At 67.7% G+C, this 21,510-nt stretch carries 17 protein-coding genes; 9 read left to right on the top strand and 8 right to left on the bottom strand.

Annotated elements, in window-relative coordinates; translation table 11 throughout:
• Positions 1–29: 29 nt before the first annotated feature.
• From phoB to BM052_RS11430, 8 genes are all read right to left on the bottom strand, one after another.
• Positions 30–725 (bottom strand): phosphate regulon transcriptional regulator PhoB, encoded by a 696-nt coding sequence (gene phoB / locus BM052_RS11465; RefSeq protein WP_091146822.1) that lies wholly within the window; start codon positions 723–725, stop codon positions 30–32.
• Complete coding sequence (gene phoU / locus BM052_RS11460; RefSeq protein ID WP_091146820.1) at positions 722–1,420, bottom strand: phosphate signaling complex protein PhoU; 699 nt, start codon at positions 1,418–1,420, stop codon at positions 722–724. The genes phoB and phoU overlap by 4 nt, the downstream gene beginning before the upstream one ends.
• A gap of 42 nt (positions 1,421–1,462) precedes the next feature.
• Positions 1,463–2,224: a phosphate ABC transporter ATP-binding protein PstB gene (pstB, locus tag BM052_RS11455; protein ID WP_218151544.1), complete on the bottom strand. Its 762-nt coding sequence runs from the start codon at positions 2,222–2,224 to the stop codon at positions 1,463–1,465.
• A 4-nt stretch (positions 2,225–2,228) separates the two neighbouring features.
• Positions 2,229–3,116: a phosphate ABC transporter permease PstA gene (gene pstA / locus BM052_RS11450; RefSeq protein WP_091146815.1), complete on the bottom strand. Its 888-nt coding sequence runs from the start codon at positions 3,114–3,116 to the stop codon at positions 2,229–2,231.
• Positions 3,109–4,482, bottom strand: a complete 1,374-nt coding sequence (gene pstC / locus BM052_RS11445) for a phosphate ABC transporter permease subunit PstC (protein WP_091146812.1) — start codon at positions 4,480–4,482, stop codon at positions 3,109–3,111. Before pstC ends, pstA begins: the two co-directional genes overlap by 8 nt.
• A gap of 38 nt (positions 4,483–4,520) precedes the next feature.
• Positions 4,521–5,564 (bottom strand): substrate-binding domain-containing protein, encoded by a 1,044-nt coding sequence (locus BM052_RS11440; RefSeq protein WP_091146810.1) that lies wholly within the window; start codon positions 5,562–5,564, stop codon positions 4,521–4,523.
• A gap of 271 nt (positions 5,565–5,835) precedes the next feature.
• Complete coding sequence (locus BM052_RS11435) at positions 5,836–7,239, bottom strand: OprO/OprP family phosphate-selective porin (RefSeq protein ID WP_091146808.1); 1,404 nt, start codon at positions 7,237–7,239, stop codon at positions 5,836–5,838.
• Positions 7,240–7,370: 131 nt separating this feature from the next.
• Entirely contained in the window at positions 7,371–8,357 is a 987-nt protein-coding gene (locus BM052_RS11430; protein WP_091146806.1) for a sensor histidine kinase, read from the bottom strand.
• Positions 8,358–8,662: 305 nt separating this feature from the next.
• Here BM052_RS11430 and zwf point away from each other — a divergent pair, with 305 nt between their 5' ends.
• The 9 genes from zwf (at position 8,663) to BM052_RS11385 (ending at position 21,490) form a co-directional block, all read left to right on the top strand.
• Entirely contained in the window at positions 8,663–10,105 is a 1,443-nt protein-coding gene (gene zwf, locus BM052_RS11425; protein WP_091146904.1) for a glucose-6-phosphate dehydrogenase, read from the top strand.
• 120 nt (positions 10,106–10,225) lie between these two features.
• Positions 10,226–12,052, top strand: coding sequence for a phosphogluconate dehydratase (gene edd, locus BM052_RS11420; protein ID WP_091146804.1), 1,827 nt, complete (start codon positions 10,226–10,228; stop codon positions 12,050–12,052).
• 253 nt (positions 12,053–12,305) lie between these two features.
• Positions 12,306–13,301, top strand: a complete 996-nt coding sequence (locus BM052_RS11415) for a glucokinase (RefSeq protein WP_091146902.1) — start codon at positions 12,306–12,308, stop codon at positions 13,299–13,301.
• Positions 13,298–13,924: a bifunctional 4-hydroxy-2-oxoglutarate aldolase/2-dehydro-3-deoxy-phosphogluconate aldolase gene (eda, locus tag BM052_RS11410; RefSeq protein ID WP_091146802.1), complete on the top strand. Its 627-nt coding sequence runs from the start codon at positions 13,298–13,300 to the stop codon at positions 13,922–13,924. The genes BM052_RS11415 and eda overlap by 4 nt, the downstream gene beginning before the upstream one ends.
• 20 nt (positions 13,925–13,944) lie before the next feature.
• A complete protein-coding gene (locus BM052_RS11405) occupies positions 13,945–16,743 on the top strand; it encodes a phosphoenolpyruvate carboxylase (protein ID WP_091146900.1) in 2,799 nt (932 codons plus the stop codon).
• 70 nt (positions 16,744–16,813) lie between these two features.
• Complete coding sequence (locus tag BM052_RS11400; protein ID WP_091146799.1) at positions 16,814–17,845, top strand: 2-oxoadipate dioxygenase/decarboxylase family protein; 1,032 nt, start codon at positions 16,814–16,816, stop codon at positions 17,843–17,845.
• The gene (astD, locus tag BM052_RS11395; RefSeq protein ID WP_091146798.1) at positions 17,842–19,260 is read left to right on the top strand and encodes a succinylglutamate-semialdehyde dehydrogenase; all 1,419 of its coding nucleotides are present in this window, start codon (positions 17,842–17,844) and stop codon (positions 19,258–19,260) included. The genes BM052_RS11400 and astD overlap by 4 nt, the downstream gene beginning before the upstream one ends.
• Positions 19,257–20,474, top strand: a complete 1,218-nt coding sequence (locus BM052_RS11390) for a hydrolase (protein WP_091146795.1) — start codon at positions 19,257–19,259, stop codon at positions 20,472–20,474. The genes astD and BM052_RS11390 overlap by 4 nt, the downstream gene beginning before the upstream one ends.
• The gene (locus BM052_RS11385; RefSeq protein ID WP_091146794.1) at positions 20,471–21,490 is read left to right on the top strand and encodes an arginine N-succinyltransferase; all 1,020 of its coding nucleotides are present in this window, start codon (positions 20,471–20,473) and stop codon (positions 21,488–21,490) included. The genes BM052_RS11390 and BM052_RS11385 overlap by 4 nt, the downstream gene beginning before the upstream one ends.
• Positions 21,491–21,510 lie beyond the last annotated feature (20 nt).

The raw sequence follows: 21,510 nt of genomic DNA, 5'->3' as shown, positions 1-21,510 counted from the left end.
ACGAACCGCCCCTGGATCGCCGCTCCGCCTCAAGCCGGCTCGGTCACGTCCATGGCATAGCCCGCCGCGCGCACGGTGCGGATCGGGTCGGTTTCGCCGGGGCGGTTGATCGCCTTGCGCAGACGGCGAATGTGAACGTCGACCGTGCGTTCGTCGATGTCCGAATCCATGCCCCAGACGCCATCCAGGATCTGCTGGCGCGAAACGACGCGGTTGGGCCGTTCCATGAAGTAGCGCAGCAGGCGGAATTCGGTGGGGCCAAGGTGCAGCGCCTCGCCGCCCCGGCGCACGCGGTGCGAGGCCGCGTCCAGTTCGATGTCGCCCCATTGCAGCACGTTGCCGGCAAGCGAGGGCCGCGCCCGGCGCAGCAGCGCCTCGATACGGGCCAGCAGTTCGCGCGGGGAGAAGGGCTTGGTGACATAATCGTCGGCGCCGGTCTTGAAGCCGCGGATCATGTCCTCCTCCTCACCGCGCGCGGTCAGCATGAGGATCGGCACCTGCGCAGTTTCCTTGTCCTTGCGCAACTGGCGGCAGACCTCGATGCCGGGGACCTGTTCGATCATCCAGTCCAGGATGATCGCATCGGGCATCTGCTCGCGCACCATCAGCAGCGCCTCCTCGCCGTCGCCGGTGGAGCGCACCTCATAACCCTCGGCGCTGAGATTCCAGGTCAGCAGCTCGCACAGCGCGATATCGTCTTCGACGACGAGGACCGACGGGTTCATGTCATCATCCCCATGGTGTCGTCGGTCTGGGAATCGCGTTCGGTGCAATATTCCCCGGTCGCGGCGTAATAGACCATTTCGGCGACGTTGGTCGCATGATCGCCGATGCGTTCCAGGTTGCGGGCGATGAACAGCAGCTGCGCGGCGCTGGTGATCGTCGCCGGGTTCTCCATCATGTGGGTCAGCAGCGAGCGGAACAAGGTGTTGTAGAACTGATCCAGCTTCTGATCGCGGCGGATCACTTCCACCGCCAGCGTCGCATCGCGCGAGCCGTAGGCGTTGAGAACGTCGCGCACCATGCTTTCGGCGATCTCGGCCATGGCGGGCACAAGCGTCACCGGCTCGATCTTGTTGCGCCCCTCGAGCGCGTTCACGCGCTTGGCGATGTTCTTGGCATAGTCGCCGATGCGTTCGATGACGCCCGAGATCTTGAGCGCGGCGATAACGTCGCGCAGATCGTCGGCCATCGGCGCCCTCAGCGCGATCGTGCGCACCGCGAGCCGGTCCACCTCGGCCTCGAGCGCATCGAGCCGGGCATCGGCGGCGACGACCTGGCCGGCGAGATCCTCGTCATGCTGGACGAGCGCGGTGATGGCGTCGCGAATGGCGACTTCGGCAAGCCCGCCCATTTCGGCGACAAGCCCGCGAAGCTGGCCGATCTCGGAGTCGAAGGCCTTGACGGTATGATCTACCATGGCGTGTTCCCTTTGGGGCGTATTCCCTTTGGACCGACGGCTTCAGCCGTAGCGGCCGGTGATGTAGTCCTTGGTCTTTTCCTCGCGAGGATTGGTGAAGATCGTGCTGGTCTCACCATACTCCACAAGGTTGCCAAGGTGGAAAAAAGCGGTGCGCTGCGAAACGCGCGCCGCCTGCTGCATCGAATGCGTGACGATGACGATCGCGTAGTTTTCCTTGAGCTCGTCGATCAGTTCCTCGATCCTGGCGGTGGCGATCGGATCGAGCGCCGAGCACGGCTCGTCCATCAGGATGACCTCCGGGCTGACGGCGATGGCGCGGGCGATGCACAGGCGCTGCTGCTGGCCGCCCGAGAGCGCGGTGCCGGGATCGGCCAGGCGGTCCCTGACTTCGTCCCACAGGCCCGCCTTGTTGAGCGCGCTTTCGACGATACCCTCCATGTCCGCCTTGGAAGCGGCCAGTCCATGGATGCGCGGACCATAGGCGATGTTCTCGTAGATCGACTTGGGGAACGGGTTCGGCTTCTGGAACACCATGCCCACCCGCGCGCGCAGGGCGACCGGGTCCATCGAGGACGCGTAGATATCCTCTCCGTCGAGCAGTATCTCGCCGGTCACGCGGGCGCCGGCGATGGTGTCGTTCATCCGGTTGAGCGAGCGCAGGAAGGTGGACTTGCCGCAGCCGGACGGGCCGATGAAAGCCGTGACGAGACCGTTGTCGATATCGATCGACACGTTGTCTATCGCCTTTTTCGGGCCATACCAGACGTCGACGTTGCGGGCTGTGAGCTTGGTTTCGGTCATGTCCCTACCAGCGGACTTCGAATTTGTTTCGAAGGTAAATCGCAAGGCCATTCATCGCCAGCAGGAAGACCAGCAGGACGATGATGGCGGCGGATGTGTTGCGGACGAAGGCCTTGTCGATCTCGTCCGACCACAGGAATATCTGCATCGGCAGCACGCTGGAGGGATCGGTGATCCCCGAAGGCGGCGTAACGACGAAAGCACGCATGCCGATCATCAGCAGCGGCGCCGTCTCTCCCAGCGCGCGGGCCATGCCGATGATGGTGCCGGTAAGGATGCCCGGCAGCGCCAGCGGCAGCACATGGTGGAACACCGTCTGCACCTTGCTCGCCCCCACCGCCAGCGCGGCGTTGCGGATCGAGGGCGGCACCGCCTTGATCGCGTTGCGGCCGGAAATGACGATCACCGGCATCGTCATCAGCGCCAGCGTCAGGCCGCCGACCAGCGGCGAGGAACGCGGCATGTTCAGCGTGTTGATGAAAACCGCAAGGCCCAGCAGGCCGAAGATGATCGAGGGCACCGCCGCGAGGTTGTTGATCGAGACTTCCACCCATTCGATCCAGCGCGCGCGGGGCGCGAATTCCTCGAGATATATCGCCGCCAGCACGCCCATCGGGAACGACAGCAGCAGCGTCACCAGCATCGTCAGCAGCGAACCCTTGGCCGCCCCCCAGATGCCCGCGACGCTGGGATCGGTCGAATCCGAGCCGGACAGGAACCGCCAGTCGAGCCCGCCCACGCCGTTCCTCATCATCATGACCAGCAGCAGCGCGAGGAAGCCGAGGGAAAGCGCGATCGCGCCCAGTCCCAGCAGCTTGAAGCGGCGCTCCGCGGCGTGGCGCCGCGCCAGCCGTTTCACGATCTCGGGCGAGTTCCAGTTGAGGTTACTCATAAGCTTCGCGGAACCGTTTCACGACGCGCAGGGCGATGATGTTGAGAATGAGCGTCACCACGAACAGCACCAGGCCCAGCGCGAAGGCGGAGAGCGTCTTGGGACTGTTGAATTCCTGGTCGCCGGTCAGCATCTGGACGATCTGATAGGTGACCGTGGTCATCGAGGCGAACGGATTGGCCGAAAGCTGGGCGGAGGCGCCGGCGGCCATGACGACGATCATCGTCTCGCCGATGGCGCGGCTGATCGCCAGCATCACGCCGGCGACGATGCCGGGCAGCGCGGCCGGCAGCAGTACTTTCTTGATCGTTTCCGACTTGGTCGCGCCCAGCGCCAGCGAGCCGTCGCTCATCGCGCGCGGAACCGCGGCAAGCGCGTCGTCCGCCATCGAGGAGACGAACGGGATAATCATCACGCCCATGACGAGGCCGGCGGCAAGCGCGCTCTCGGTGGATGGGTTGGGCATGCCCATGCTTTCCGCGAAGTCGCGGATGATCGGCGCCACCGTGAGCGCGGCGAAGTAGCCGTAGACGACGGTGGGAACGCCGGCGAGAATCTCCAGCATCGGCTTGAACCACTTGCGCACCGCGCCGGAGGCGTACTGCGTGAGGTATATCGCGCTCATCAGGCCAAGCGGGATGGCGACCAGCATGGCGATGATCGCGCCGATGTAGATCGTGCCCCAGAACAGCGGGACGGCACCGAAGGCACCGTCGATATCCGTGCCGCGGGCATTGCCCGGCGCCCAGTGGGTCCCGGTCAGGAAAGCGATCGGCGAGACGTCCTTGAAGAACAGCCCCGCCTCGAACAGCAGCGAGGCGACGATGCCGAAGGTCGTCAGGATCGCCATCAGCGAGGCCGCCAGCAGCAGGCCCAGTATCGCGCGCTCCACATGGGTGCGGGCCGGGAATCCGGCGCGAACGCGGGTGAAGCCGTAACCACCGCCGGCCAGCGCGATAATCAGCACCAGCAGCGCGCCGATCGCGGCGAAGCGTGTCTGTGCGGCCCGCATCGGTTCGGCAAGCGCTTGCGACTGCCGGTCGAAGGCGGTCGCGGAAGGATCGGCGGCCAGCGTACTCGCTTCGGCCAGGATGGCCGCGCGGTGCATCTCGTCGGCGGGCAGGTCGGCGGCGGCGGGATCGGCCATGACCACTCCCTCGACAAGCCCCGGCATGATCGCCGACCACGCCGTCCACGCCAGCAGCGCCGGAACCAGGACCCACAGCGCCATGTGCCAGCCATGGTAGCCGGGCATCGAGTGCATCGATCCCCGGCCGGCATAGAGCAGCCGGGCCCGGGCCCGCGCGGCGAACCAGCCGACCAGGCCCAGGCCGAGCACGACCAGGAGAACTCCCGTGAGAATCATGACTGGCCGTTACTTTCCTTACTTCAGCTCGCTGGGTCTTACTTCAGTTCGCCGGGATCGAGCGGGGTCATGTTGGCGACGATGTCGGCATTCTTCTTGCGCACCTCGTCAGGCGCGATGACCATGCCCTTGGCCTTGAGCACGCCGTCGCTGCCCCACGACTTGACCCATTCCTTGACGTAGCCTTCCAGCCCCTTGATCGGCGCGAGGTGCTGCTTCTTGACGTAGATGTAGAGCGGCCGCGCGCCGGGATACGAGAAGTTCGAGATCGTCTCGTAAGTCGGCACGATGCCGGACATCGGGACGCCCACCAGGCTGTCCGGATTCTCCTCCAGGAACGAATAGCCGAATATTCCGAGCGCCTTGGGGTTCTGCGAAATCTTCTGGACGATCAGGTTGTCGTTCTCGCCCGCGTCGACATAGGGCCCGTCCTCGCGAATGTCGTGGCAGATCGCCTCGTACTTGTCCTTGTCGCTGTCCTTGAGCGCCTTGGTCGCCTCGTCGGTCTTGCAGCCGGCCTCGAGAATCAGTTCCTTGAGCGCATCGCGCGTGCCCGAGGTCGAAGGCGGGCCGTAGACGAGGATCGGTTCGTCGGGCAGCGAAGGATTGACGTCCTTCCAGGTCTTGGCGGTATTGGGCTTGCCGAACGGGTTGGCGGCAAGCGCCTTGTAGACATCGGCGGGGGTCAGCTTCATGCCAGGGCCGTTCTTCGCCTCGGCGAAGGCGATGCCGTCGATGCCCACCTGGACTTCGACGATCTCCGTCACGCCGTTCTTCTGGCACTCTTCGTACTCGGACTTCTTCATCCGGCGCGAGGCGTCCTCGATGTCGGGATGCGCGGCGCCGACGCCGGCGCAGAACAGCTTCATGCCCGCGCCGGTGCCGGTCGATTCGATCACCGGGGATTTCTGGCCGGTCTTGGCATAGGCTTCCGCGACGGCGGTGGCGAAGGGGTAGACGGTGGAGGAGCCGACGGCGGTCACGTGGTCGCGGGCGCCGGAAGTGGAGCCCCCCGAACCGCCGCAGGCGCTCAGCGCGAGCGCGGACGCCGCGGCAACAATGATGGTCTTGGTCGAACGCATGATGATTACCCCTTGGGCCTAGTTCTGGAACGCCCCTATTGGGGTACAATGACACTTCTATGACTAATACGTGACATTGCGCCTCGGACCCTGAATTTGCTGAAATAACTTTGGCTTGAGCGATTTGCCGGCGACACGCCGCGACGGGAGGCCCAGCCCGCGCGCTTTCCGGCGGGAATGCCTGGTCTGGAGCAAGGGACCCCAAATCCGAATCAAGGTCCGCTCACTCTTGAACTTGTCGAAGAGCGGTGCGGGCTTCGGGTTCCCCGCCCTAGAAATCCAGCTGCGCGCGCATGCCGAAGGCGTCGGCGCCGTAGTTGCCGTCGCCATTGGCGGTCACGGGCGAATCCTTCACCCAGATGTGGCCGTAATCGAGGATGAAGCGCACATAATCCATCGGGACCCACAGCGCCGAGATGCCGGCCGTCTGCTGGCGGCCTCCGGCGATGCCGGCGTCGGCCAGGTCCAGCCAGTCGTAGCGGGCATTGACCTGGATCGCGCCGATCCCGCCCTTGTCGAAGCCGTTCTTCGGCCTGATGCGGTCATACATGCCGCCCTTGTACGCGGTCTGGTCGTCGGTCAGCAGGTAGCCGACTTCGGCATAGCCGCCGTCGAACGTGGGATCCTGGAAGCCGGTGCGGCGCACCGTCTGCCAGAAACGCTCCGCCGTCGCGTGGAAACGGCCCTTGATATATGCGGCTTCAAGGCCCAGGCCGCGCTCCCGCGTGGCGCCGGCTATCGCCGCGCTGACGAAGCGCAAGTCGGCGCCGTGAAGCAGCGGACGCGTCTGGTAGGTGACGGTCGGGATCGAGGCGTTGAGATCGCGCCAATGGGCCGAACCGCCTAGATGCAGCGTGCCCCCGCCCAGCTTCGGCATGGCGACGAGGCGCCCGTCGACGCTCCACGATTTGTCCGTGTCGCTCCCCAGCGAATTGGGGTCATCCGCGAACACGCCCAGCTGCGCCGCCACGGTCTTGCCGTCGTACAGCATGTTGAAGCCGACCCGGCGCTCGAACCCGAAAGCCTGCGAAAAGCCGGAACGTTCCTGGAAGCTGGTGAACAGGTCGGATGTCATTTCCTCCAGGCCCCAGTTCGGCTTCTGGTTGCCCAGGATCAGCGTCATGTCCTTGCCGGCTTTGTAAGTCAGGTACATGTCGTTGATGACGACGTTCGAATCGGCAACGTTGATTTCGGCGCGGTAACCGAAGCCGCCCGGCATGGTGCCATCGAAGCCCAGGTAGATGCGGCGGAACTCGACGCTGGTGCCCAGGTGCGCCTGCTGGCTCGACGACAGGCCCGACGGACCGTTGACGCTGTCGATATCCAGTTGCATGCGGGCGCGCGGCTTGAAGCTCCAGCCATTTGCGCCCTTGAGTTCGGGAGCGCCTTTCCAGGCGATCTGCACCGGTGAAGCCTTGTCGGCGGCCTGCTGCGCGGCAGTGGCGGCCTGGGCCGCAGCCTGGGCGTTCTGATCGGCGGCGGCGGCCTTGGCGTTGGCGGCGGCCAACTCGGCTTCAAGGGAATCGATGCGCCGTGCCATGGCCTGCATCTGCGCCCGCATCGCCGCAAGCTCTTGCTGGACCGAAGCGGCATCGGCGGCGCTCGCCTGAGTCGGGAGCGTCCAGCCGGCGGATACGGCCAGCGCGATCGCGGAAACGCGAAGGTTGTTCCTCACTTCTCGGTTTCTCCATGAACCTTTGATTACATTCCGCTGACGCGCGTATGACCGATATGTTGCTGTTCGATGACAATCCGTGCGATTGGACTGTACGATGGGATCGGGCAATCGGCGATAGCGGCAAGGAACTAAGTTTCCTTGAGCGGGAGCATAAGGGATGCGGTAGTGCCGGAACCCGGCCGGCTCTCGATGTCGAAGCGGCCGCGATGACGCTCCACGATGTGCTTGACGATCGACAGCCCCAGGCCGGTGCCGCCGGCGGCGCGGCTGCGGCTGGTATCGGCGCGGTAGAAGCGCTCGGTGATGCGCGGAAGATGCTCCGGCGAGATCCCCTCGCCCTCGTCGCGCACGGTAACCAGCACCCAGCCGGTGCGCGCCGCTTCCACCGCGATCTCCACCGGTCCGCCCGCCCTGCCGTACTTGAGCGCGTTGTCGATAAGGTTGCGCAGCACTTGCGAAAGCTGGCCGCGATCCCCGGCGATCACGGCATCTGCCCGGTTCGCGGTCACCGAAACCCGCGCTCCGCTGCGGAACTCGCCGGCGACTTCGTGCGCGAGCGCGACCACGTCCACCCGGTCCGACGGCACTTCATGCTTGACCGCCTCGATCCGGGACAGCGACATCAGGTCCGAAATCAGCGCCTGCATGCGCTGCGCCTCATGGCGGATCGTGCCCAGGAACCGGTTGCGCACCGCCTCGTCGCCGCCGGCCTTGGGGTTCATCAGGGTCTCCACGTAGCCGATCACGTTGGCCAGCGGCGTGCGCAGTTCGTGGCTGGCATTGGCCACGAAATCGGCGTGGGACTTGGCCACGCTGACTCGCTCGGAAAGGTCGTAAAGGCTGACCAGGCGCTCGTTCGGCCCGATCGTCCGGCAGTCCACTTCCCAGACGGAGCCGCCGGTGGACAGGCCCGACACGCGCGCCGAGCCGCCGTCTTCGCTCAGGATCGCGGCCACCGCCTTGGGGTCTCGAATCGCGATGCGCACGTCCTCGCCAACGATATGGGCGCCCAGCAATCCCTTGGCCGCGCTGTTGGCGAACTGCACCTGCCCGCGCGACACCATGAGCGCCGGGGTCTGAAGTTGCTCAAGAAGATGAACGCCTTCCATCGTCATACGCGAACTGCCTCTCTGCATGCGCCGGTCAACCGCCTCCCTCGCCATCGCCTAGCCGCCTGAAAGGACAATCCCGTGGCAACGGCATTTGAGCAACCGAATTCATGACCCACTCGTTTCGCGGGGACCGATCGGATATGGAGCGGCTTGGCCATCGACCTGGCGTGCCCCGTCATGCTCTTTTGTCATGCTCTTATGCGCTAGCGTTCGCATAGCACACTCGTTATGCTGCACCTGCGTGGGCGCGAAAGCCCAGGACATCAACCATGGTCGCAAGGAAGCTTGATCCCGATGGAAGGGTATACGTGACGAATTTCATCTCCGATCGGCTTCTTCTCTTCGGTGCCACGGGCGATCTATCCCGCAGGATGCTGCTTCCCTCGCTGTGCGCGCTGGACGTGGAGGGATTGCTCGATCCCAAGATCGAGATCATCGGCACCGCGCGTTCGGAACTCGACGATCAGGGATTCCGCAATCTCGCGCGCCAGTCGCTCGAACAGTTCCTGCCCGTCGACCGGCGCGGCGGCATGGCCACGTTTCTCAACCGGCTGAGCTACCAGGCGCTCGATGCGAACCGGATCGAAGGATTCCAGGCGCTCGCCGACAAGGTGGGAACGCCCCAGGAAGGCCTGTCGATCTTCCTGTCGACCGCGCCCAGCCTGTTCGAGCCGACCATCCACGGGCTGGGGCAGAGCGGGCTTGCCGGCAGCAACGTGCGCATCGGCCTGGAAAAGCCGCTCGGCATCGACCTTGCTTCGAGCAGGGTTATCAACGATGCCGTGGCGACGGCCTTCCCCGAACCGCGCATCTACCGGATCGATCATTATCTCGGCAAGGAAACCGTCCAGAACCTGCTGGCGCTGCGCTTCGCCAACCTGATGTTCGAACCGCTGTGGAACGCCGCCCACATCGACCATGTGCAGATCACCGTGGCGGAGACCGTCGGCCTCGAAGGGCGCGTCGCCTTCTACGACGATGCCGGGGCGCTGCGCGACATGGTGCAGAACCATATGCTCCAGCTGCTGGCGCTGGTGGCGATGGAGCCGCCGGTGTCCTATGACGCCACCAACGTGCGCGACGAGAAGGTGAAGGTCCTGCGGTCCCTGCGCAAGGTGCGGGTCGGCGAGACGGTGACCGGCCAGTACCGCGCCGGCGCCATCGGCGGCCAGGCGGTGCCCGGCTACGACGACGAGCTGGGCAAGGATTCCGATACCGAGACATTCGTCGCGATCAAGGCGCATATCGACAACTGGCGCTGGCAAGGCGTGCCGTTCTACTTGCGCACCGGCAAGCGCCTGCCGCGCCGCACCACCGAGATCGTCGTCCAGTTCCGCAGCGTGCCGCATTCGATCTTCACCGGACGCGGGGCCAAGATGGTGCCCAACCGGCTCGTCATCGGCATCCAGCCGAGCGAGAACATCACCCTGTCGCTGATGGCCAAGGTCCCGGGCCTCGATCGCGAAGGCATCGGCCTGCGTTCGATCCCGCTGGCGATCACCATGCCCGATGCCTTCGCCGGCCCGCAGCGGCGCATCGCCTACGAGCGCCTGCTGCTGGACCTCATCGAAGGCGACCAGACCCTGTTCGTGCGCCGCGACGAAGTGGAGGCGCAGTGGGACTGGATCGACGCGATCCGCGCCGGGTGGGAGGAACAGCAGCTCGAACCCCGGACTTATACCGCCGGAAGCTGGGGCCCCTCGGCCGCCATCGCCCTCGCCGAGCGCGACGGGGTGACCTGGCACGAGTAAGAGCCCGCCGCACGGCGCAGGATTTGAATTGGTACCGGCGGCCCGACGCGCACGATCGCACAAGGCGAACACAGGCGCACAGGGCGAACACAGGCCGGACAGGACATCAGGAGTAATCCCATGAGCAACCTCAACCCCGTGGTCGCGCATGTCACGAATCGCATCATCGAGCGGTCGCGGCCAAGCCGCGCCCGCTATCTGGCCCTGGTCGCGCGCGAGCGGGACCGGCATTCCGATCGCGGCTTCCTGTCCTGCTCGAACCTCGCGCACGGCTTCGCCGCCGCGGGCGAGGACAAGCCGGCGATCGCCGCCGGCGGCACCGTGAACCTTGGCATCGTCACCGCCTACAACGACATGCTGAGCGCCCATCAGCCTTATGGGCGCTATCCCGAGCAGATGAAGCTCTTCGCCCGCGAGGTCGGCGCCACCGCGCAAGTCGCGGGCGGCGTGCCGGCGATGTGCGACGGCGTGACGCAAGGCTTCGACGGCATGGAACTTTCGCTGTTCAGCCGCGATGCCATCGCCCTTTCCACCGCCGTCGCGCTCAGCCACGCGATGTTCGACGGCATGGCGATGCTGGGCATCTGCGACAAGATCGTGCCCGGCCTGGTCATCGGCGCCTTGCGCTTCGGCCACTTGCCCGCCGTCTTCGTGCCCTCGGGCCCGATGCCCAGCGGCATTTCCAACAAGGAAAAGCAAAAGACGCGCCAGCTCTACGCCGAAGGCAAGGTCGGGCGCGAGGAACTGCTGGCGAGCGAGAGCGCCAGCTACCATTCGGCCGGCACCTGCACCTTCTATGGCACCGCCAATTCCAACCAGATGATGATGGAGATGATGGGCCTGCACATTCCCGGCGCCGCCTTCGTGCCGCCGAATACGCCGTTGCGCCAGGCGCTGACCCGCGCCGCCGTCCACCGGCTCGCCGGGATGACCAGGAAGGGCAACGACTATCGCCCGATGGCCGAAGTCGTGGACGAGAAGGCGATCGTCAATGCCCTGGTCGGCTTGCTGGCGACCGGCGGCTCGACCAACCATGCGATCCACCTGCCCGCCATGGCGCGCGCGGCCGGGATCGTGATCGACTGGGAGGATTTCGATGCGCTTTCCGGCGTGGTCCCGCTGATCGCGCGCGTCTATCCCAACGGTTCGGGCGACGTGAACCACTTCCACGCCGCCGGCGGCATGGCCTGGATCGTGCGCGAGCTGCTGGGCAGCGGCCTGGCCCATGCCGACGTGCTCACCGTCGCCGAAGGCGGGATGGGCGCCTATGCCTGCGAGCCGGTGCTGATGGACGATGCCCTGGCCTGGACCCCCGCCCCGGCCCGGAGCGGCGACGAGGCGATGCTGCGGCACGTCTCCGATCCGTTCCAGCCCGACGGCGGCATGCGCCTGGTCTCGGGCAATCTAGGGCGCGGCACGTTCAAGACCAGCGCCGTCGACGAGGAGCGCTGGACCATCGAGGCGCCGTGCCGCGTGTTCGAAACGCAGGAAGCGGTGACGCAGGCGTTCAAGGCCGGCGAACTCGATCGGGACGTGGTCGTCGTGGTGCGCTTCCAGGGCCCGCGCGCCAACGGCATGCCCGAACTGCACAAGCTCACCCCGCCGCTGGGCGTGCTGCAGGACCGCGGCCACAAGGTCGCGCTCGTCACCGATGGCCGCATGTCGGGGGCGAGCGGCAAGGTCCCCGCCGCGATCCACGTCACCCCGGAGGCGCTGGCCAAGGACGGGAACTGGGGGCCGCTCGCGCTGCTGCGCGATGGCGACATGGTCAAGCTCTGCGCCCGCGAAGGTTCGCTTTCCACCACGGCGGACCTCTCCGCCCGCCTGCCCGTCCCGCCGCCGCCCGCCGAAATGGGCATGGGCCGCGAACTGTTCGCGATGTTCCGCCTGAACGCCGGCGGCGCCGAACAGGGCGGCTCGGCCATGCTGGAGGTCGCAGGGCTATGATGACGCATTTTCACGCGGAGACGCGGAGGGGCATCGAAGGTTTTATGCACGCAGAGACGCAGAGGCGCGGAGATTTCGCGATCGCGGCGAAGCCGCTTTCCTTCTCCACGATGCGTTTGGCGCCAAATATGCCAACTGCAAGCGCCTGCGGCGCGGAAAGACGCCTCTGCGCCTCTGCGTCTCTGCGTGCCTTATCTCTTCTCCGCGTCCCCGCGCCTCCGCGTGACCCCCGTATCCCGACGAGGCGATGGCGATGACTGAACTCGTCGCCGTCGACATCGGCGGCACCCATGCGCGCTTTGCGCTGGCGCGCGTGGCTGCGGACGGCACCATCGCGATGGATCAGCCGACCACGCTGCACACGTCCGACCATGCCAGCTTCCAGACCGCCTGGGAGGCCTTTCGCGACCGGAGCGGCGGCACCCTGCCCCCGGCGGTGGCGATGTCGGTCGCGGGGACGGTCGGCGGGGAAGTGATTCGCTTCACCAACAATCCCTGGATCATCCGCCCGGCCCTGATCGAGGAGAAGCTGGGGGCGAGGCGCCACACCATCGTCAACGACTTCGCGGCCGTCGCCTATGCGGTGGCCCGCGCCGAGCCGCACGAATTCATCGACCTGGCCGGCCCACCCGGCATCCCGCTGCCGCCCAGCGGCACGATCTGCGTGATCGGCCCCGGCACCGGCCTGGGCGTCGCCCACCTCTGGCGCGACGGGCGGCCGATCACGGAACCAGGCAGCTATCATGTCCAGGGGACCGAGGGCGGACACACCGACTTCGCGCCGCTCGACCAGATCGACGACGCGATTCTCGCCCGCCTCCGCAAGCGCCACAACCGCGTCTCGGTGGAACGCGTGGTTTCCGGCCCGGCGATCGTCGATATCTACGAGACCCTGGCCGCGCTGGAGCACCGGACTTTCGCCCAGCGCAGCGACGTGGAAATCTGGACCGCCGGGACCAGCGGTGAAGACAGCCTCGCCGCCGCCGCGGTCGATCGCTTCTGCCTTTCGCTGGGCTCGGTGGCCGGCGACTACGCCCTGGCGCAAGGCGCTTGCGGCGTCGTCGTCGCCGGGGGGCTGGGCTACCGCATCCGCGAGACCATCCTGAAATCGGGCTTTGCCGACCGGTTCCGCGCCAAGGGCCGTTTCTCCAACATCATGGCGGCCATGCCCGTCAAACTCATCACGCATCCGCAGCCGGGCCTGTTCGGCGCGGCCGTAGCCTTCGCAAGGGAGCATCCGCAGCAATGACCAGCCCATCCGCCGCCGTCGAAAAGGTCATGCTTCTGGCGCCGGTCATTCCGGTGCTGGTGGTCGAGGACATCGAACATGCCCTGCCGATCGCCGAAGCCCTGGTGGCGGGCGGCCTGCCCGCGCTGGAAGTGACGCTGCGCACGCCATGCGCGATCGCGGCGATCAAGGCGATGAAGCAGGTGCCCGGCGCCGTGGTGGGCGCGGGCACGGTGCTTACCCCGGACGACCTCGCGCGCGCGATCGATGCCGGCGCCGAATTCATCGTCTCGCCCGGCCTCACGCCCAGGCTGGGCGAAGCGGCGCTCAAGGCGGGGATTCCGTTCCTGCCCGGCACCGCCAATGCCAGCGACGTGATGCTGGCGCTCGAACTCGGCTTCGACCGGCTCAAGTTCTTTCCCGCCATGGCGGCGGGAGGCCCCCCCGCGCTCAGGGCGATCTCGGCGCCGCTGGCGGCCGCCAGGTTCTGCCCCACCGGCGGCGTCACCATCGACAACGCGCCCGAATGGCTGGCGCTCGACGCGGTGCTGTGCGTCGGCGGAAGCTGGATGGTGCCCAAAGGCGAGCCGGACGTCGCCGGGATCGAGGCGATGGCGCGCGCCGCCGCCGGGCTGGCCCGATGACGGGCGCGATGACGGGGCCAATGACCGGCCAGGCGCTCTCCACCGTCGCGGACCTGGAGATCCGGCTGCAGGAACTGCACAAGCTGACCGCGCAGACGCCGCTCTACAACCCGGTCTTCCAGCTCGGTCTCGAACTCTCGCGCAAGCTGGAGAACGGCGAGATGAGCCTTGACCACATCGAGGCGCTGGTCGCCGAAATGGAGTGCGAGGGGCTGCGCGCCCGCGCCGCGCGGCTCGGCCGCATGATCGAGACGGTGCTCCCGGCGGAAAACGACGCCCGGCTCGACGCCGCCGCCGGTCCGGAAGCCGATGCGGACGATTTCACCGCCTTCGCGGTGCGCTGGCAGCGCCCGGCCGCGCACGTCGTCTTCACCGCGCACCCGACCTTCCTGCTGACATCGGCGCAGAGCGAGGCGGTGACGCAGGCCGCGTCCAGCGGCGACCTGAGCGAGACCACCGTCTGCGCCGCCTCCCACAGGCGCGACGCGATCACGCTCGATTACGAGCACGAGAAGGCCATGGCCGCGATCGCGCGCGGCCACAAGGCGCGCGACCGCATCTGCGCGCGCCTGTTCGACATCGCCGCCGCCCGCTGGCCCAAGCGGTGGAAAAGCCTGCACCCGATGCCGGTACGCTTCGCCACCTGGGTCGGCTACGACATGGACGGGCGCACCGATATCGGCTGGTCCACCTCGATCCGCTACCGCCTGCTGGAAAAGGCCCGGCGCCTGGCCGGCTATGCCGAAAGCCTGGAGGATATCGAACCCGAAATCGCCGCGAGGCTGGAACGCGCGGCGGCCCATACCAGCGACATGGCGGCCCGCTTCGGCGAGGATCTCTCCGCGCCCGAGGCGCTTTCCGCCGCCGCCAACGCGCTTACCGCCGATCATCCGGACAAGCTGGTCAGCCTCTCGGGCGTGATCGCCGAGCTTGAGGAAGAAGCCCGCCACGGCGGCCAGGACGTGGCGCGCCGGCTGCTCGTCACCGCCGCCGCGATGCGCGCGGATGGCCTGGGCATGGGCTGGATCCACTTCCGGGTGAATTCCTCGCAGCTCCAGAACGCGATCCGCCGCCGCATCGACCCCGAAGGCAAGCTCAGCCTCGCCAGCCAGGCGGCGCTGGTGCGGATGCGCGAGCTGCTGGCCGAAGTGAAGCCGCTGCGCTCGAACTTCGCGGCCCTCGCCATCGAGAACAGCACCGCCGTGCGCCAGTTCCTGGCGATGGCGCAGATCCTTGGCCATGTCGACGCCGATGCGCCGATCCGCATGCTCATCGCCGAGTGCGAGGAGCCGACCACGATGCTCGCCGCGCTCTACTTCGCGCGCATGTTCGGGATCGAGGACAAGGTCGACGTTTCCCCCTTGTTCGAGACCGAGAGCGCCCTGGAGCACGGCGGCCGCTTCCTCGACGCCGTGCTCTCCGAGCCCGCCTATCGCGACTATGCGCACAAGCGCGGCCGCGTCTCGATCCAGACCGGCTTTTCCGATGCCGGCCGCTTCGTCGGCCAGATCCCGGCCGCCCTCGCGATCGAGCGCCTGCAGGGCCGCCTGGCCGAGACCATGGCCGCCAACGGGCTGGTGGACGTCGCCGCGCTGATCTTCAACACCGGCGGCGAATCGATGGGCCGCGGGTGCCATCCCTCCAGCATCGACGACCGCTTCGACTGGCAGCTTTCGCCCTGGACCCGCCGCCGCTTCCTGCGCGCGGGAATCCGGCTGGAACCCGAAGTCAGCTTCCAGGGCGGCGACGGCTACTTGTGGTTCGGTTCCGACGAGCTGGCGCTGGCGACGCTTACCCGCATGGCCGAAAAGCCGCTGTGGGGCGCCGACACCAAGGCCCCGACCGACATATTCTATCGCCGGACCGACCTCAGCCTCGATTTCTACCGCGCGATCCGCCGCATCCAGCACGCCCACCTCGAAAGCGCGACCTACAGCCGGGCGATCACCGCTTTCGGCCTTGGCCTGCTCAACGACACCGGCAGCCGCAAGTCGCGGCGCCAGTCGGACCTTGCCGCCGACCGCACGATGAGCCTGCGCCAGATCCGCGCGATCCCGCACAACGCGATCCTCCAGCAGCTGGGCTATCCGGTGAACGTGATCGCCGGGGTCGGCACCGCATCGGACGGCAACCGCGAGGAAATCGCCGACATGCTGCGCGCCAGCGCGCGCGGGGGCCAGCTGATCCGGCTGGTGCGCGCCGCCAACGCGCTCGCCTCGATCAAGACCGTGGCGGCCTATGGCGAGCTGTTCAATTCCGCGTACTGGGCCAGCCGGCCCTATCGCGGTGACGAGCAGCACATCTCCGAAGCCTGCCTCAAGCTGGCGGAATACCTCACCAAGGACGACCGCGCCGGCGTGTTCCGCCGCCTTGCCTCGCGCCTGCGCGTCGATGCGATGAAGCTGCACAAGCTGCTGGACCTGCTGCCGGACGAAACCCCGCTGGCCGACCGCGAGCACACCCGCCGCAGCCTGGGCGTCCTCCATTCGCTCAGGATCGCGCTGTTCAAGCACATGTTCCTGCGCACGGTGATGGTCCCGCCCTTCAGCCGCGCCAACGACATCAGCCGCGACGATGTGGTGGAAATGGTGTTCACCTTGCGCGTGGACGAGGGACTGGCCCAATTGCGGCGCGCCTTCCCGGTCCATTTCCCCTCGATCGGCGACTTCTCGGTGGCCGAACCCAGCGACTATCCCGATTCGCGCGCGACCGGATACGCCCAGATCCACAAGGACTACATCGATCCCATCGCCCGGTCCCATGCCCTTGGCCTCAGGATCACCACCGCCCTCGCCAACGAGTTCGGCGCGCATGGATAGGCGCCATGGACTTCCCGATTTTCGTTTCTTATATTGCAAGCCCACGCAATAAATAAACAACGGGGATCCCATGGGCCCTGCCTCCGGCAACGCCGCCAACCAGAACGAAATCCTCCACCGGCTGCTGGCCTCGGTGGTCGGCGAACCGCGCGCCGGCTGGGTGCTGGCGACGCTCGCCATCGATCCGGCGCTTCGCGGCGCCACCGACCGCCCGAGCCGTGCGCAAGTGGCGATGGCGCTGAACGCGGCGCTGTTCGTCGACCTGATGGACCGGGTGCCCACCGCCGCCCGCTATGTCGAAAGCGCGCGCGCGGCCGGCGAATCGATCGTGTTCGACCATGGCGCGCTGCGCACGATCGCCGGCGATTGCGGCGATCTGCCCGCGGGCCGCGATGCCTTCGCGCGCTTCCTGGCGCCGCTCGGCTACGAGGTGGGCGGAGTCTACCCGCTGCCGGCGCTCACGATGACCGGCCATGCCTTCGTGCACCGCGACTTTCCAGAGACAGTGCCGCAGTTCTTCGTCTCCGAACTGCACGTCGGTGAACTGCCGGAAACGGCGCGGGCGGCGGCCGCGCGCATCTTCGGCCAGTCGCGCGATCCGCTCGGCGACGCCGAGTGGAAGGCGCTCGATACGCTCGCCCGCGAAGGCGCGTGTTCGCTGGGCGAGGCGGAAACGATCGTGCAGGGCGCCCTGCGCGCTTTCGATCGCCAGCATCCAGTCCCCGCGCTGGAAGATTACCGCGCGCTGCTCGAACACAGCAAGGAAGGCGCCTGGATCGCGACCGAGGGCAATGCCTTCAACCACGCCACCACCCGGGTGCCCGACGTGACCGCGCTGGCCGGGAAGCTCAAGGCGGCGGGCTATCCGCTCAAGCCCACGGTGGAAATATCGCGAAACGGCCGAGTGCGGCAGACCGCGATCCTGGCCGACAAGGTCCGCCGCCCGTTCCGCCTGGCCGATGGCGGCGAGACGGCGATGGAAGTGCCCGGATCGTTCTATGAGTTCATCACCCGCGACGTGGAACCGGAAAGCGGCAGGCTCGACCTCACTTTCGACAGCGGCAACGCCACCGGCATCTTCGCGGTGACGAGGGACCGATGACCACGCTGCGATCGTTCGATCCGGCCAGCGGCGATCTCGTCTGGGAAGGCGGGATCGCGAACGCCGCGGCGGTATCGGCCGCGCTGCTGCACGCGCGCAAGGCCTTTCCGGGCTGGGCGGCGCTTCCCGTGGCAGCCCGCGTCGAGGCGGCGCGGCGCTACCAGGCGGTGCTCGAAGCGCGCAAGGATGCGATCGCCGAGGTGATCTCACGCGAGACCGGCAAGCCCTTGTGGGAAACCCGCGCGGAGCTTGCCTCGATGATCGGCAAGGTCGGCCTCTCGATCGCCGCGCAGGCCGAGCGCGCGGGCGAGAAGCGGTCTGGCATGCCGTTCGGGCAGGCGGTGCTGCGCCACCGGCCGCACGGGGTCATGGCGGTGCTGGGGCCTTTCAACTTTCCGGGGCACTTGCCCAACGGCCACATCGTGCCCGCCCTGCTCGCGGGCAATACGGTGGTGTTCAAGCCCAGCGAGATGACCCCGGCGACCGGCGCGGCGATGGCCGATGCCTGGGCCGAGGCGGGCCTGCCCGCCGGCGTGTTCCAGATCCTGCAGGGCCCGCGCGAGACCGGCGAGGCCCTGGTTTCCGGCCCTATCGACGGGCTGCTGTTCACCGGCTCGGCGGGCGCGGGCGCGCATTTCCGGCGGGCGTTCGCCGATCGTCCGGACGTGATCCTGGCGCTGGAGCTGGGCGGCAACAATCCGCTGGTCGCCTGGGATGGCGACGTGGAGGAGGCCGCCTCGGTGGTCGTGCAATCGGCCTTCGTCACCACCGGCCAGCGCTGTTCCTGCGCGCGGCGGCTGATCGTGCCGGACAATGCCTTCGGCACGGCCCTGGTGGAGGCGGTGGCGAAGGCGGCGGAGAGGCTGCTGATCGGCGCCTGGAACGACACGCCCGAACCCTACATGGGCCCGCTGGTTTCCGAAGCGGCGGCGGCCGGAGCCAGGGCCCGTTTCGACGGGCTGGTCGAACGCGGTGCCCGGATCATCCGCCCCTTCACCGGTATCGAGGGGCGCAGCGCCGCCTTCGTCACGCCGGCCATGCTCGACGTGACCGGCGCTTTCGTGCCCGATGAGGAAATCTTCGCCCCCGTCCTGCAAGTCTGCCGGGTCCCCGATTTCGACGCCGCGATCCGGGCCGCCAACAACACCCGCTTCGGCCTTTCCGCCGGCCTCGTCAGCGGCGACGACGCGCTGTGGGACCGGTTCCTGGGCGAATGCCGCGCCGGCGTCGTCAATCGCAACCGGCCGACCACCGGCGCGGCCGGCTCGATGCCGTTCGGCGGCCTCGGCGAAAGCGGCAATCACCGCCCCAGCGCCTATTACGCCGCCGACTACTGCGCCTATCCCGTCGCCAGCTTCGAGGCGGCGAGCGCGCAGGGCAATGCCGCGGCGCTGGCCGGCAAGCTGCGCGGATGAGCGGCCTCAGCGGCGAGGAGCACGATCTGCTGGCGGCGATCGAGCGCGGCCCGATCCTGGCGCGCACGCTGGACTGGGCGGCGATCAACAGCGGCACCGGCAACCTGGAAGGGCTTGCCGCCATGGCCGGGCGGCTCGCCGATGCCTTCGCGGCGCTTCCCGGCGAGATCCGCCTGGCAGAGCCCGCCCCGGTCGAGAAAGTCGATGCCGAGGGGCGGCCGCACGCCGTCGCGCACGGCCGCCACCTGGTGCTTTCGGTTCGGCCCGAGGCCGGGCGCCGCGTGATCCTGACCGGGCACATGGACACCGTCTATGCCAGGAACCACCCCTTCCAGGCCTGCGACTGGCTGGACGCGGAAACCCTGCGCGGCCCCGGCACCGCCGACATGAAGGGCGGCCTCGCGCTGATGCTCGCCGGCCTTGCCGCCTACGAGCAAGGCGGGCCAACGCTCGGCCCAACGCTCGGCTACGATGTGCTCATCAACAGCGACGAGGAAACCGGATCGCTGTCCTCCGCCGCGCTGATCGCCGAGCTGGCGCGCGGCAAGATCGCGGCGCTGACTTACGAGCCCGCCCTGCCCGACGGCGGCATGGCGCGCGCGCGGCCCGGTTCGGGCAATTACGCGGCGGTGATCCGCGGCAGGTCCGCCCACGCCGGGCGCAATCCCGAGGAAGGGCGCAACGCCGTGGTCGCCGCCGGCGACCTCGCCCTGCGCCTCGCGGCGGCGCGGCGCGAGGGGCTGTCGGTCAACCCGGCGCGGATCGAGGGCGGCGCGCCCAACAACACCGTGCCCGACCTGGCGATCCTGCACTTCAACATGCGCCCGCGCACGCCCGGGCTGGCCGAGGCGGCGCGCGCGGCGATCGATGCCGCGATCGCCGAAGTCGCGGCCGCCCACGACGTTTCGATCCAGCTCCACGGCCATGTCTCGCGCCCGCCCAAGCCGGTCGGGCCGGGCACCGAGGCGCTCTACGCCCTGGTCTCGCGCGCTGCCGCCGATCTTGGCCAGGCGATGACCTGGAAGGACACCGGCGGCGTGTGCGACGGCAACAACATAGCCGCCTGCGGCGTGCCGGTGCTCGACACCATGGGCGCGCTGGGCGGGGCGATCCATTCGCCCGGCGAGTTCCTGCTGACCGGCTCGCTCGATGCCCGCGCGCGGCTGACCGCGCTGGTCATGCACCGCCTGGACCGCCACGGAGTACCCGCATGACCTTCATCCTGCGCACCGCGCGCGAAAAGGACCTCGACGCGCTTTACCGCATGGCCAAGGGCACCGGCGGCGGCTTCACCAACCTGCCGCCCGACAAGCCGACGCTGAAGGCCAAGCTCGAACGCGCCGCGAAAAGCCTTGCCCGCGACGAAGATGCGATCGGCAACGACCTGTTCGTGTTCATTCTGGAGGACACCGAGACCGGCAAAGTGCGCGGCACTTGCCAGGCCTTTTCGCAAGTGGGCACCGAACTGCCGTTCTACTCCTACCGCATCGGCCGGATCACCCAGCATTCGAAGGAGCTTGACCGCACCTTCCGCGCCGAGATGCTCACGCTCACCACCGATCTCGACGGCGCCAGCGAAGTGGGCGGGCTCTACCTCGACGCCGCCGAGCGTTCGGCCGGCGTCGGCAAGCTGCTGGCGCGCAGCCGCTACCTGTTCATCAAGATGCACCGCTCCCGCTTCGGCGAGGTGACCCTGGCCGAACTGCGCGGCGCCATCGACGATGCCGGAAACTCCCCGTTCTGGGATGGCCTCGCGGGCCGCTTCTTCGACATGTCCTTCCGCGACGCCGACGAGTTCAACGCCAAGCACGGCAACCAGTTCATCGCCGATCTCATGCCCAAGCACCCGATCTACACCGCGCTGCTGTCCGAAGCGGCGCGCCAGGTCATGGGCCAACCCCACTACTCCGGCCGGCCGGCCATGCGCATGCTGGAAAGCGAAGGCTTTTCCTTCCAGAACTACATCGACATCTTCGACGGCGGCCCGACCATGATCGCCGCCACCGACCAGATCCGCACCGTGCGCCAGGCCCGCACCGAACCGGTCGCGGCGGTGAGCGGCGAGCCCGGCGGCGAACCGAGCCACATCATCGCCACCGGCCACCTCGCGACCTTCCGCGCCTGCCTGGGCCGAATCGCCGCGACCGAAGGCGGCGTGACGCTGGATGCGGCGGCGGCCAGGCTGCTGGGCGTGGGCGCGGGGGACACGGTCACCTTCGCGCCGGGGTGATACCAAGTAATATCACCCTG

The sequence above is a fragment of the Novosphingobium sp. CF614 genome (genome assembly GCF_900113255.1).
GTDB lineage: Bacteria > Pseudomonadota > Alphaproteobacteria > Sphingomonadales > Sphingomonadaceae > Novosphingobium.
Note: the sequence above shows the minus strand (reverse complement) of the source record. Positions and strands in the feature narration are given on the sequence as shown.